The following is a 13,196-nucleotide window of genomic DNA, read 5'->3' on the forward strand; positions in this document are numbered from 1 at the left end:
CCCGGAAGACCAGGTTTCCCATGCCGAGAATTGCCTATGTGAATGGCCGTTACGTCAAGCATTCCAATGCCAGCGTGCATATCGAGGATCGCGGCTACCAGTTCGCCGATGGCGTCTATGAGGTCTGCGAGGTGCGCCACGGCTATATCGTCGATCTCACGCGCCACCTGAACCGTCTCGACCGATCGCTTGGTGAGTTGCGCATCGCCTGGCCGATGGGCCGGGCGGCGCTGACGCAGGTCATTCGCGAGACGCTGCGCCGCAACCATGTCCGCAACGGGCTTTTCTACATGCAGGTGACACGCGGCGTCGCCCGCCGCGATCACGTCTTTCCGGCCGAGGGAACGCCGCCCTCACTCGTGATCACCGCCAAGAGCACCGATGCCAGGATCATCGCCGCCAAGAACGCCAATGGCATCAAGGCGATCACCCTTGTCGATAATCGCTGGGACCGCGTCGACATCAAGTCCGTCGGCTTGCTGCCGAACGCCATGGCCCGCCAGCAGGCCAAGGAAGCCGGCGCCCAGGAAGCGATCTATACCGACGGCGACGGCATGGTGAAGGAAGGGGCGGCGACCAATGTCTGGATCGTCGATCCTGATGGAACGCTGGTGACGCGCCCCGCCGAACACGGCATTCTGCGCGGCATTACCCGCACCACTCTGATGGATGTCGGAGCCAAGCTGGGGTTGACGATCACTGAGCGGAACTTCTCCGTTTCGGAGATGCTCGCAGCCCGCGAGGTCTTCCTCACTGCAGCCACAAGCATTTGTTTTCCGGTCGTTTCCGTCGACGGCCAGCCCATTGCCAACGGTCATCCGGGCAGCGTTTCGCAGAAAGTCCGCGAGGCCTTTTTCGACGTTGCGGAAAAGATTGCGATTTGATACCAAGATTTGCTGGACAGGTGGAATGAGGATGCCACCGGTCTTCGCATGGTGAGGTTGATTGATATTCTACCGGCCGGATCAGGTCGGCAATAAAGAAAGAAGCGGCGCGATGGCGGAACGTTCTCAGAATCTTCAGGACTTATTTCTCAATACTGTTCGCAAGCAAAAGATTTCCCTGACAATCTTTCTGATCAACGGCGTGAAACTCACGGGCGTTGTTACGTCTTTTGACAATTTCTGTGTTCTTCTTCGCCGTGACGGCCATTCGCAGCTCGTGTATAAGCATGCGATCTCGACGATCATGCCGGGCCAGCCCATGCAGATGTTCGAGAGCGAAGAAGCAGCGTCCTAACAGGATCAGCCGTCATTTCGACACGCGATACCAAGAACGATTCGATCATCCCTGAGGCCGCCAAGCACAGGGACGACATGCGCGCGACTGTCGTCGTGCCGGTTCTGAAATCGCGCAGTCGCGGCGGCCAGGGCGAATCGGCCTCGACCCGCACACCGGAAAGCCGGCTCGAAGAGGCGACGGGCCTTGCCCAGGCGATCGACCTCGATGTCGTCAACGGCTCCATTGTCCCGGTCAACGATCCGCGACCGGCCACACTGCTCGGCACCGGCAAGATCGAGGAGATCAAGGCACTGCTCGATGAGCGCGATTCCGGTCTCGTCATCGTCGATCATCCGTTGACTCCGGTACAGCAGCGCAACCTCGAAAAGGTATGGAACGCCAAGGTCATCGACCGGACGGGCCTCATCCTCGAAATCTTCGGCCGCCGCGCCTCCACCAAGGAAGGCACGCTGCAGGTCGACCTCGCCCATCTGAATTATCAGAAGGGCCGCCTCGTCCGAAGTTGGACCCACCTTGAACGCCAGCGCGGCGGCGGCGGCTTCATGGGCGGTCCCGGCGAAACCCAGATCGAAGCCGACCGGCGGATGCTGCAGGACCGCATCATCAAGCTCGAACGCGAGCTGGAGCAGGTCGTGCGCACCCGCCAGCTCCACCGCGCCAAGCGCCGCAAGGTGCCGCACCCGATCGTGGCGCTGGTCGGCTATACCAATGCCGGCAAGTCGACGCTGTTCAACCGCATCACCGGCGCCGGCGTGCTGGCCGAAGACATGCTCTTTGCCACGCTCGACCCGACGCTTCGGCGCATGAAGCTGCCGCACGGGCGCACTGTCATCCTGTCCGACACCGTCGGCTTCATCTCTGACCTGCCGACCCATCTGGTCGCCGCCTTCCGGGCGACGCTGGAAGAAGTGCTGGAAGCCGATCTCATCCTGCATGTCCGCGACATGTCCGATGCCGACAACCAGGCGCAGAGCTCTGACGTGATGCGCATCCTGAACGATCTTGGCATCGACGAGGCCGAAGCCGACAAGCGGCTGATTGAGGTCTGGAACAAGATCGACCGGCTGGAGCTCGAGGTGCACGACACCATGGTGCAGAAATCGGCCGGCGCCAGCAACGTGGTCGCCGTTTCGGCCGTCAGCGGCGAGGGCGTCGATACGCTGATGGAAGAGATCAGCCGCAGACTATCCGGCGTGATGACCGTGGCAACGATCCGCCTTCCCGTCGACAAGCTGGCGCTGCTGCCCTGGCTTTACGATCACGCGATCGTCGACGGCCGCGAGGATAATGAAGACGGAACGATCACCCTCGACCTGCGCTTGTCCGAAACCGAAGCCACCGAACTCGAGCGCCGCATCGGCAACGGCCAGAAGTCTTCAAAGGAAGATTGGGAGCGGTAAGGTCGGCGAGACCAGCCCCTCATCCGGCTGCCGCCACCTTCTCCCCGTAAACGGGGCGAAGGGTCAAGCCGCAATGTCTCGGCTCTCGCGCACCTCTGGTATGGCACGTCCCCTCTACCCGTTCACGGGGAGAGGGTTAGGGTGAGGGGCAGCCATCTGCACAAACCGGACAGCCGATACCTCACTCCGCTCCAACCACGATCGCCCTTTCAATCGCCTTCGCCGCCTGCCAGATTTCCTCCATCCGCTCCAGCGTCGCGTCTTGCAGAGTCTCACCTTCTGCTTCAAGAACCTGTTCTATATGGCTGAACCGACGACGGAATTTCGTATTGGTTCCGCGCACTGCCTGTTCCGGATCGGCCTTCACATGCCGGCCGATATTGACGACCGCGAAGATCAGATCGCCGAGCTCGTCGTTGACCTTTGCCTGATCGCCTTCGCGAAGGGCCACCCGCAATTCGCCGATCTCCTCCTCGATCTTGTCGAGGATCGGCTCGGGCGCTGACCAATCGAAGCCGACCTTGGCGGCGCGTTCCTGCAGTTTCAGTGCTTCCGTCAAGGCCGGGAAGCTGCGCTGTACGGAGCCGAGGAAGCCGCTGTTGAAGTCCTCGGTGATGCCGCGCCGTGACCGCCGCTCGGCACGCTCGCGTTTCTCCGCCTGCTTGATCTCGTCCCATTGTCTCTTCACCGCGTCTGGCGTATCCGCCGCCGAACGGGCAAAGACGTGCGGGTGGCGGCGGATCATCTTGGCGGTGATGGCGTTGACCACGTCACCGAAGGAAAATTCGCCGGCTTCTTCGGCCATGCGGGCGTGAAAGACTACCTGCAGCAACAGGTCGCCCAACTCGTCGCAGAGATCGTCCATATCGCCACGCTCGATCGCGTCGGAGACCTCATAGGCCTCTTCGATCGTATAGGGCTTGATCGTCTCGAAGTTCTGCACGATGTCCCAGGGGCAGCCGGTTTCGGGATGGCGTAGCGCCGCCATGATCTCGATCAGCCGGGAAATGTCTTTGGAAGGTTCCATGTTGCCTCGGTTCAGCAGGCTTCAGTTCAGAGGCCCTCAGTTCAGGGGCCCTCAGTTCAGGGGCCCTCAGTTCAAGGGAATGTCGTTGGCGCTCTTCGACGACTGATAGCTGGTCGACAGCGCGTCGTAGCGCGCCTTGATGCGGGCGGTCTGCGTCTTCAGCGCGTTTTTCAGCTGAGCCTCTTCGGTCTCGACGAGATCGGCGATGGCAAAGCTGTTCCAGAAGGCGTTTTGCCTGCGGTAGCCGCCGGGTTCAAGCCCGAAGACTTCCTTCAGGATTTTCAGGTCGTGCGGAATGGCAAAGGCGTCGCGCGAATCCTCGTGGCTGAAGAAATAATAGAAATTGTCAAAGCCGGCCCAGGTGATCGCCGACATGCACATGGTGCAGGGTTCGTGCGTCGAAAGGAAGATCAGATCCTTGGTCGGCGGCTTGTCGCCAAGCTCGTAGAAACGCTTCAGCGTATGCACCTCGCCGTGCCAGAGCGGATTTTCCAGCTCGTTATTGGTCTCGGCGACGACAAGCGAAAGATCGGATTTCCTTAAGATCGCCGCACCGAACACCTTATTCCCAAGCAAAACGCCACGCTCCGTCAGCGGCAGGATATCGTCTTCCATGACCTGAAGCAGGCGGGAGGCAATGGTCTTATCAGGCATGAGGACACTCCAGTTTTCCTCAGTCTATCGCCTTGGCGGCGCGAGTGAAATGCGTCAAGCAGCGGTGGACGACTTTTGTCACAGGCTTTATACTGCGCTGCAGCAAGCGGGCTGGGAACATGCGGTTTTTGGGCCGCACGGGTGACTTTTCTCAAATCACGGACGGCACGAGCAAAAGAATACCTGCTTGCTTGGGCTTTCGAATTTCTGTTCCTTCAATCCCTTGTCGATCAAGGGCATATTCCGGCAACTTCGAAGTGGATTTATGATGCCTTCCAAGACTGAACAGCTTTCGGTATTTCCCGCCTTCTTTCGCGTGGAAGGCCAGAAGACGGCTGTCTTCGGCAATGGCGACGAAGCTTTCGCCAAGGTGCGGCTGCTGCTGAACACAAAGGCGCGGATCATTGCCTATGCCGACCGGCCAGAAGCCGATTACCACGCTTTCCTGATCGCCAACCGGATCGAGACCGTACGCGCTGCCTTCGCAGCCGAACAGGTCGAGGGTTCGGCGCTCGTCTTCGCCGCAACCGGCGATGAAGCTGACGACCGCAGCATCGTCGATGCTGCACGTGCCGCCAGAATTCCGGCCAATGCCGTCGATCAACCCGATTACTGCGATTTCTTCACGCCGGCGCTGGTCAACCGCGCCCCCGTCGCCGTGGCGATCGGCACGGAAGGGGCAGGGCCGGTTTTGGCGCAGATGATCCGCGCGCAGATCGACCAGCTTCTTTCGCCCTCGCTCGGCCGTCTTGCCGGGCTGGCGACGAGCTACCGCAAGGCCGTCGAACAACTGATTCCCAGAGGCGTCTCCCGCCGGGTCTTCTGGCGCCGTTTCTTCTCCGGCGCCGTTGCCGATGCGGTCGCCAACGGCAACCTGCCGCAGGCCCGCCATGCCGCCGACCGGCTGCTGCACGCGATGGACAAGGTCGCCGGCCACGTCTGGCTGGTCGGCGCCGGTCCGGGTGCCGAGGATCTGCTGACGCTGCGCGCCCAGCGCGTGATGATGGAAGCCGACGTCATCGTCTATGACGCGCTGGTGCCGCAGGCGATCGTCGATATGGGCCGCCGCGATGCCGAGCGGCTTTCCGTCGGCAAGCGCAAGGGCTGCCATTCGAAGTCCCAGGAAGAGATCAACGACCTGCTGGTCGATCTCGGCCGCCAGGGCAAGCGTGTCGTCCGTCTGAAATCCGGCGATCCCCTGGTCTATGGCCGGGCTGGCGAAGAGATGGCGGCACTGCGCGCCGCCGGCGTCACCTATGAGGTCGTGCCCGGCATCACCTCGGCTTTCGCCGCCGCAGCCGATTTCGAGCTGCCGCTGACGCTGCGCGGCGTCGCCTCCTCGCTGGTCTTCACGACCGGCCATGATCTCACCGGCGACGTGCTGCCCGATTGGGCAAGCCTTGCCGTTTCCGGCGCGACGATCGCCGTCTATATGGGCCGCACGGTTGCCGCCTCCGTTGCCGAGCGGCTGATGCAGGCGGGCATTCCGTCTGAGACCACCGTCGCCGTCATCGAAAATGCCAGCCGCGCCGATCGCCGCCTGCTGCATGGCACGCTCGCCGATCTGCCCGATCTGCAGCACCGCGACGAGTTGACCGGGCCCGTCATGGTCATCATCGGCGATGCGGTCGCCGGTGCCAATTTCGAACTGTCCGAGCCCTTGGTGCGCGCAAACGCCCGGCTCGAGGAACTTGCAAGGAGCTGAATATGGGTGACAAGGTTCTGACCGCCAACCGGCTGACGGACGGCATTGCCGTCTGGCTGGATGCGAACGGCAAGTGGTCCACCTCGCTGCAGGAGGCGCTCGTTGCCCGTCATGCCGAGGCCGAAGCGGCGCTGGAGGCGATCGGCAAGAAATCCTATGCCGACAACGAGGTGGTTGACGTCGCCGTCGTCGACGTTCAGGAAACCAACGGCATTCTCTGGCCGCTTCGCCTTCGCGAGCGCATCCGCGCTCAAGGGCCGACCATGGAATATGCCCCGGGCTACGCTCCTGCCGATCCCGAATTCATTGCAGTCTGAGGAAGACGATGTACCGTTACGACGAATTTGACCATGCCTTTGTTACCGAGCGCGTCGAGCAGTTTCGCGATCAGGTCGAGCGCCGCCTTTCCGGCGAGCTCGCCGAGGACGCGTTCAAGCCGCTGCGCCTGATGAACGGCGTCTACCTGCAGCTCCATGCCTACATGCTGCGCATCGCCATTCCCTATGGCACGCTGAGCTCCCGCCAGCTGCGCATGCTCGCCCATATCGCCCGCACCTATGACCGCGGCTATGGCCACTTCACCACGCGCCAGAACCTGCAGTTCAACTGGCCGAAACTGTCCGACATTCCCGATGCGCTTGCCGACCTTGCCAGCGTAGAGATGCATGCGCTGCAGACCTCGGGCAATTGCATCAGAAACGTCACGGCCGATCACTTCGCCGGTGCCGCCGCCGATGAGATCGCCGATCCGCGTCCTTACGCCGAAATCCTGCGCCAGTGGTCGTCGGTCCACCCGGAATTCTCCTTCCTGCCGCGCAAGTTCAAGATCGCCGTCACCGGCGCCGAGCGCGACCGCGCCGCAATCCAGGTCCATGATATCGGCCTGCACGTGAAGACGAACGACAAGGGCGAGATCGGCTTTGCCGTCTATGTCGGCGGCGGCCAGGGCCGTACGCCGATGATCGCCAAGCTGATCCGCGACTTCCTGCCCGAGGAAGACCTGCTCTCCTACACCACGGCCATCGTGCGCGTGTACAATCTGCACGGCCGCCGCGACAACAAATACAAGGCCCGCATCAAGATCCTGGTGCACGAAACCGGCACCGAGGAACTGACGCGCCAGGTGGAGGCTGAATTCGCCGCGCTGAAGGATACCGAGCTCAAGCTGCCGGAAAAGGACGTCCAGTCGATCGCTGCCTATTTCGCGCCGCCGGCGCTGCCCCAACGCGCCGAAGGTTGGGAAAACCTTGCCCGCTGGAAGAAGGCCGATTCCGGTTTCTCCCGCTGGGTTCAGCAGAACGTGCAGCCGCACAAGAACCCCGATTACGGCATGGTGACGATTTCGTTGAAGCCGATCGGCGGCATTCCGGGCGATGCCTCGGATGCGCAGATGGATGCGATTGCCGATCTCGCCGAGGAATATGCCTTCGACGAAATCCGCGTCAGCCATGAGCAGAACCTGATCCTGCCGCATGTGGCGCTTGCCGATCTCGAAGCCGTCTATCGCGGCCTCGTCGCCATCAATCTGGCGGAAGCCAATGCCGGCCTGATCACCGATATCATTGCCTGTCCCGGGCTGGACTACTGCGCGCTCGCCAATGCGCGCTCCATTCCGCTGGCACAGGAAATCTCCCGCCGCTTCGGCAATGCCGAACGCCAGGCCGAGATCGGCGAGCTGAAGATCAAGATCTCCGGCTGCATCAATGCCTGCGGCCATCACCATGTCGGCCATATCGGCCTGCTCGGTGTCGAGAAGAAGGGCGCCGAACTCTACCAGATCACCCTCGGCGGCTCCGGCGACGAACATACCTCGATCGGCGAAATCATCGGCCGCGGCTTCGAGCCGGACCGCGTGACGGACGCGATCGAGACAATCGTCGACACCTATCTCGGCCTGCGCCTCGATCAATCCGAGAACTTCCTCGCCGCCTATCGCCGCGTCGGACCGCAGCCATTCAAGACTGCGCTCTACGGCTCGGCCGCCGAAGCGGCATAAGGAGGGGATGATGACGAAGATCTGGAGAGAAACCGGTTTTGTCGAAAACGATCCCTGGGTGATCGAGACCGACGAGGTAAAGGCGACCGAGGAGCAGAAGCCGCTGCTCGGTCTCGACGAACTGATCGCCAGGGCCGACGAAAGCAACGATGTCGGCCTCGGCGTGCTTATCAAGCCGGCCGACGATGTGCGCCGGCTGGAGCCCTATCTCGATCGCCTCGAAATCGTCGCCGTCGCCTTTCCGGCTTTCAACGACGGCCGCGCCTTCAGCCATGCCTCGCTGCTGCGCCAGCGCCTCGGCTACACCAACGAGCTGCGCGCCGTCGGCGACGTGCTGATCGACCAAGTGCCACTGATGCTGCGCGTCGGGATCGACAGCTTTTCCGTCACCAACGCCACGGCGCTGAATCGGCTTTCTGAAAACCGTCTTCCCGCCATTCCCCATCATTATCAGCCGGCGGTGCGTGACGCCGAAGCGGGCAAGGGCTATAGTTGGCGCCGTCAGGCGAAGCCGGCCGCATGAGCGACCGGTTCGTCCTCGTATGATGACGGAACGGTAGCATGAAGACATTCGAAGTGGCGGTGATCGGTGGCGGTCTGGCCGGTATGATTGCTGCAATCGCGCTGGCGCGCGGCGGCCGCAGCGTGGCGCTGGTGGCGCCCGTTGCTCCGAAGGAAGACCGGCGCACCACGGCGCTGATGGATCAGTCGATCCGCTTCCTCGACCGCCTAGCGCTCTGGGAAAAGCTCCGCCCCGCAGCCGCTCCTCTGACCAGCATGCGCATCGTCGACGGCACCGATCGGCTGCTGCGCGCGCCGACCACCACTTTCCGCGCGGCCGAGGTCGGCCTCGATGCCTTCGGCTACAATTTCCCCAACAAGGCGCTGACCGGCATTCTCGAAGAGGCCGCGGCCGGCGAGGGCAATATTACCCGCTTCACCGATATGGCCGAATCGATCGAAATATCGGCCGTTTCAGTCTCGATCACGCTTACCGGTGGCGAGATGCTGTCGGCCGATTTTGCCGTCGGCGCCGATGGCCGCGGCTCGAAGCTGCGCGAGACCTCAGGCATTGCCGTGCGCAACTGGTCCTATCCGCAATCGGCCATGGTGCTGAATTTCGCCCATTCGCTGCCGCACCAGAATATCTCGACCGAATTCCACACCAAACACGGCCCCTTCACCCAGGTGCCGCTGCCGGGAAGCCGCTCCAGCCTGGTCTGGGTGCAGGATCCTGCTGAGGCGGCGAACCGCATGGAATTGCCGCTTGCCGAGCTCGGCGCCCTTGTCGAGGCGCGCATGCAGTCCATGCTCGGCAAGGTCGATGTCGAAGAGGGCGTCCAGGTCTGGCCGCTCTCCGGCATGATGGCGCATCGTTTCGGCAAGGGACGCATCGCGCTGATCGGGGAGGCCGCCCATGTCTTCCCGCCGATCGGGGCTCAGGGGCTGAACCTCAGCCTGCGCGATATCATGGCGCTTGCCGATATCCTCTGCGACAGGGCGGAATTGCCGGTGCCGGCCGACGCCGGCGAAAGCTTCGACCGCAAACGCCGCGCCGACATCATGACGCGCACGGCAAGTGTCGATATTCTCAACCGCTCGCTGCTTTCGGATTTCCTGCCCGTCCAGATGCTGCGCGCTGCCGGCCTGCACATCCTCTCGGCCATACCGCCGCTGCGCAATATCGTCATGCGTGAGGGCATCGAGCCGGGCCGCGGCTTCCGCGATATTCCGGAGGCGCTACGGAAAAGCTGAAGCGGAAGAAGGCCTGAGCGGATCACGATTAGCCAGAGCGAAACAGTCACCACCGAAAACACCGTCGTGATCAGGATCGTCGCCGAGGCGCGCTCCTGCCAGACGCCATACTGCTGACCGATGACGAAGACGTTGGTCGCCGTCGGCAGTGAGGCGAGCAGCACGGCCGCCTGGATCCAGACCGGTTCGAAACCGCCAACCGCCGTCAGCGCAACGAAGACCGCGATCGGATGAAGGATCAGCTTCGCCGGCACGATATAGGAGATTTCCGCCGGGATCCGCTTCAACGGTCGGAGCGCCAGCGTCACGCCATGGCAAAGAGCGCGCAGGGCGCCGCCGCCTGGGCGAGATAGTCGACGAGGCGCTGAAACGCCGGCGGCTGGTCGATGTGCAAGGCGGCCACCGCAAAGCCCAGCGCGGTCGACAGGATGAAGGGATGCAGCGCCACCTTCCGGACGATATCGGCGGCGAGTTGGCCTGTTGAACGCTTGTCGTCGCCGGCCGCCGCCATCAGCGCCGGCGCCACGATGAAATGCAGCGCGTTTTCGAAGCAGATGATCAGCGCCACCGGCACGGCTGCGCCTTCGCCGAGCGCCAAGAGTGCCAGGCCCGGTCCCATATAGCCGATATTGCCATAGGCGCCGGCAAAGGACTGGATGGTGCAATCGGCCAGCGAATTGCCGCGCACGACGCGGCCGATGACGAAAAGCAGGATGAAGACCGCATAGGTCGCCGCGATATCGGTGACAATGAAATCGACGCGCGTCAGCTCTTCGATCGGCGTGCGCGAGACGAGCTTGAAGAACAGCGCGGGCAGGGCGGCATAGATGATGAAAGTGTTCAGCCAGCCGAGCGCTTCGGCCGGCTGCTTGGTCGCCTTGGCGGCGATGTAACCGATCAGGATCAGGCCGAAGAACGGCAATAGCAGGCTGACAATATCGGCCAAGAGGTCTTCCAGGGCGCGGGGATGATCGGCGGGTCAGGATCTGACTTAAGCAATTCCAGCAAAAGTGTGTAGCGGTTTTTCGTCAGGAATTGCGCAGAAACAAGAGCAATTCCAGCGAAACTGTGTAGCGGTTTTGCGTTCGGAATTGCTCAAAAAAACAAACCAGTAGAGCGTGGACTCATTCACGCGATGAGTACACGCTCTGCGACCGCCAACAAGCGATCAATAGTCCCAGAAGGCCGCCACCCAACGAAAGGCGTCGCCGTCCACCGCCACCCGGCCGACGGAGGGAAACGGCAGGTGAGTGGCCACCAGCTGCTCGCCGGTCTCCGCCAGTTCCCGCAACAGACGGACCCGAACGCGCGCCGCCTCCTCGGGGTCGTGTTCGAAGCCGTTGTACCAGTCCGGATGTTCAAACCCGACCGCGAACACGGCGTCGCCGGCAAACATTAGCCTGTCGCCGCCGGAGGCCACGCGGATCACGCTGTGGCCGGGGGTGTGGCCGCCGGTGCGATGGACGACCACGCCCGGCGCCACCTCGTACTCATCATCGAACAGCCTGAGATGGCTGCGATACTCTTTGGCGAATCGCTTGGCGGTCGCCCGAAGCGCGTCCGGGAAGCCCGGCGGCATGGCGACCCGAGAGAAATCGGGCGCCTCCCAGAACTTGACCTCTGCCGCCGCCACGTGGATCCGCAGGTCCGGACGCAGCTGGTCCTTCACTCCGTCGACGAGCAGCCCGCCAATGTGGTCCATGTGCATGTGGGTCAGGACCACGTCGGTCACCGACGCAAGATCGATGCCGGCGGCCTCCAGTCGCTTGATCAGCTGCCCGGCCCGCGGCAGGTGCAGGTCCGGGTCGAGCCCCAACCCGGCGTCGAGAAGTATGGTCTGGTCGCCGCTGCGTACCACGACCACGTTCAGCGCCCAGTCGAAAGCGTCCGCTGGCAGGAACATGTCTTTCAGCCAGGCCGCTCGGACGGCGGGATCGATGTTGTGTCCCAGCATCGCGGTTGGGAGCGGTAGCACCCCGTCGCTGACCACCAGCACCTCAATCTCGCCGACCTGCACCGCGTAGCGCGACGGAACCAATTCGTCGAGCCGAGGTCTGCCGGTGTGTGCGGTGTTTTCCAGGCTCATCTTTGTCTCAAGGTTCATGTTCGTCTCCTTCTGACCGCCGCCTTAAACACGGCATCGACGACGCTACATGGAGCCGTGTTTTCGATCGATTGGGTCGAGGGATAAGGGCGGGTGGGGCCGAGGGACAGGGCAAGCCATACCACGGCATAGGTCCAGGCCTCGCTTTTTGCTGTCGGCGGCGTGCTGATGGGCGGACTCGATCAGATCAGCGAACGCGGCATGCCTGTGACTGGGCTCGCCACAAATGTCATCTTTGACAGTCGAGGCCGGACATGATGCCGTTTTCTACGCTGCCGGGAGGCATCTTGCCGGGCCAGCGGACCATGGCGGGCGCGCGAAAGCCGCTTCGAAAAGCTGCAAATAGCCCGCCACGGCAGCGCATCGCGGAGACAACTTCCGACGAAGACGATGCAGTGGCCGGTCGGTGGAGTCCGTCAGAGCGTGTCGATCAGGCCTCCGTCCACGCGCATCGAAGCTCCAGTCGTTGCGGACGCTAAAGGGGAGGCCAGATAGGTGACGAGATTGGCGATTTCCTCGACGCTCGCGGCGCGTTGGATGATCGAACCGGCGCGGTGCTTCTTGACGAAGTCCGCCGCCACCTCCTCGATCGGTTTCCCTGTCCTCGCACGTTCCTCGGCGAGCATCGCCTCGACGCCTTCGGACAGCGTGGGGCCGGGAAGGACGGAGTTCACGGTGACGCCTGTGCCGGCCATGCGTTTGGCAAGGCCGCGGGCAACCGCGATGTCTGCGGTCTTGCTGACACCGTAGTGGATCATCTCGACCGGTATGTTAAAGCCGGATTCGGACGCGATGAAGATGACGCGGCCCCAATCGAGCTTTTGCATGCCCGGAAGATATGCGCGCGAAAGCCTGACGGCGGACATGACATTCACCTGCCAGTGGCGGTCCCATACCTCGTCGTCCGCATCGAAGAAGTCTAGCGGCTGGAAGATGCCCGCGTTGTTGATGAGGATGTCCACGTGAGGAACCTGGGCGACAAGAGCGTTACATCCGCCAGCGGTTGCGAGATCCGCTGCCGCCGCGGTCACGCTTCCCTTGGCGCCTTCGCCTTTCAGGCGGTCGGCGGCCTTCGCGGTCTTTTCCTCGGACCGGCCGTTGACCACCACGTTCGCACCCGCCCTCGCGAGCTGGCGGACGATTGCGTATCCAATGCCTTCGGTGGATCCGGTAACCAGAGCGGTCTTGCCTGTAAGGTCGATCTGCATCTTCTGCTCCTTTGAGGTTGGATGACAGAACGTATGAACTGGCGGCCGGTCTCGCAACAGCCAACGATGCGGATAATCCTTTCGCGTAGGGGAGGGAACCGATCA

At 62.5% G+C, this 13,196-nt stretch carries 12 protein-coding genes and 1 pseudogene; 8 read left to right on the forward strand and 5 right to left on the reverse strand.

Features of this window, described 5'->3' with window-relative positions; all coding sequences use genetic code 11:
• Positions 1-20 precede the first annotated feature (20 nt).
• The 3 genes from AC25BC_RS09075 to hflX all read left to right on the forward strand — a co-directional run bounded on the left by AC25BC_RS09075 (position 21) and on the right by hflX (position 2,642).
• Positions 21-884, forward strand: a complete 864-nt coding sequence (locus AC25BC_RS09075; RefSeq protein ID WP_012757347.1) for a D-amino-acid transaminase — start codon at positions 21-23, stop codon at positions 882-884.
• A gap of 112 nt (positions 885-996) precedes the next feature.
• Positions 997-1,239, forward strand: a complete 243-nt coding sequence (gene hfq / locus AC25BC_RS09080; RefSeq protein ID WP_003539403.1) for an RNA chaperone Hfq — start codon at positions 997-999, stop codon at positions 1,237-1,239.
• Positions 1,240-1,316: 77 nt separating this feature from the next.
• A complete protein-coding gene (gene hflX / locus AC25BC_RS09085) occupies positions 1,317-2,642 on the forward strand; it encodes a GTPase HflX (protein WP_128439375.1) in 1,326 nt (441 codons plus the stop codon).
• 181 nt (positions 2,643-2,823) lie between these two features.
• On the opposite strand, the gene mazG is transcribed toward hflX, so the two are convergent.
• Together mazG and AC25BC_RS09095 are read right to left on the reverse strand one after the other, a co-directional pair.
• On the reverse strand, positions 2,824-3,669 hold the full coding sequence (gene mazG / locus AC25BC_RS09090; protein WP_012757349.1) for a nucleoside triphosphate pyrophosphohydrolase: 846 nt from the start codon (positions 3,667-3,669) through the stop codon (positions 2,824-2,826).
• 66 nt (positions 3,670-3,735) lie between these two features.
• Positions 3,736-4,323, reverse strand: a complete 588-nt coding sequence (locus tag AC25BC_RS09095) for a deaminase (RefSeq protein WP_128439376.1) — start codon at positions 4,321-4,323, stop codon at positions 3,736-3,738.
• Between the two features lie 268 nt (positions 4,324-4,591).
• Between AC25BC_RS09095 and cysG the strand changes: the two genes are divergently transcribed.
• From cysG to AC25BC_RS09120, 5 genes are read left to right on the forward strand one after another with little or no spacing between them, the layout of a single operon-like run.
• Positions 4,592-6,028 (forward strand): siroheme synthase CysG, encoded by a 1,437-nt coding sequence (gene cysG, locus AC25BC_RS09100; protein WP_128439393.1) that lies wholly within the window; start codon positions 4,592-4,594, stop codon positions 6,026-6,028.
• 2 nt (positions 6,029-6,030) lie between these two features.
• Positions 6,031-6,345, forward strand: coding sequence for a DUF2849 domain-containing protein (locus tag AC25BC_RS09105; protein WP_003539416.1), 315 nt, complete (start codon positions 6,031-6,033; stop codon positions 6,343-6,345).
• An 8-nt stretch (positions 6,346-6,353) separates the two neighbouring features.
• Positions 6,354-8,024, forward strand: a complete 1,671-nt coding sequence (locus AC25BC_RS09110; protein ID WP_017994004.1) for a nitrite/sulfite reductase — start codon at positions 6,354-6,356, stop codon at positions 8,022-8,024.
• Between the two features lie 10 nt (positions 8,025-8,034).
• The gene (locus AC25BC_RS09115) at positions 8,035-8,547 is read left to right on the forward strand and encodes a DUF934 domain-containing protein (RefSeq protein WP_017994005.1); all 513 of its coding nucleotides are present in this window, start codon (positions 8,035-8,037) and stop codon (positions 8,545-8,547) included.
• Between the two features lie 38 nt (positions 8,548-8,585).
• The gene (locus AC25BC_RS09120) at positions 8,586-9,779 is read left to right on the forward strand and encodes a UbiH/UbiF family hydroxylase (protein WP_128439377.1); all 1,194 of its coding nucleotides are present in this window, start codon (positions 8,586-8,588) and stop codon (positions 9,777-9,779) included.
• Here AC25BC_RS09120 and AC25BC_RS09125 read toward each other — a convergent pair.
• From AC25BC_RS09125 to AC25BC_RS09135, 3 genes and pseudogenes are all read right to left on the reverse strand, one after another.
• Positions 9,770-10,725 (reverse strand): annotated as a pseudogene (locus AC25BC_RS09125) (AEC family transporter); the annotation flags it as partial. The gene AC25BC_RS09120 and the pseudogene AC25BC_RS09125 sit on opposite strands and share 10 nt — an antisense overlap.
• Positions 10,726-10,947: 222 nt before the next feature.
• Positions 10,948-11,883, reverse strand: a complete 936-nt coding sequence (locus AC25BC_RS09130) for an MBL fold metallo-hydrolase (RefSeq protein WP_128439378.1) — start codon at positions 11,881-11,883, stop codon at positions 10,948-10,950.
• Positions 11,884-12,299: 416 nt separating this feature from the next.
• Positions 12,300-13,091, reverse strand: a complete 792-nt coding sequence (locus AC25BC_RS09135; RefSeq protein ID WP_017994009.1) for an SDR family NAD(P)-dependent oxidoreductase — start codon at positions 13,089-13,091, stop codon at positions 12,300-12,302.
• Positions 13,092-13,196: the final 105 nt, after the last annotated feature.

It is taken from the genome of Rhizobium sp. WSM409 (assembly GCF_057653825.1).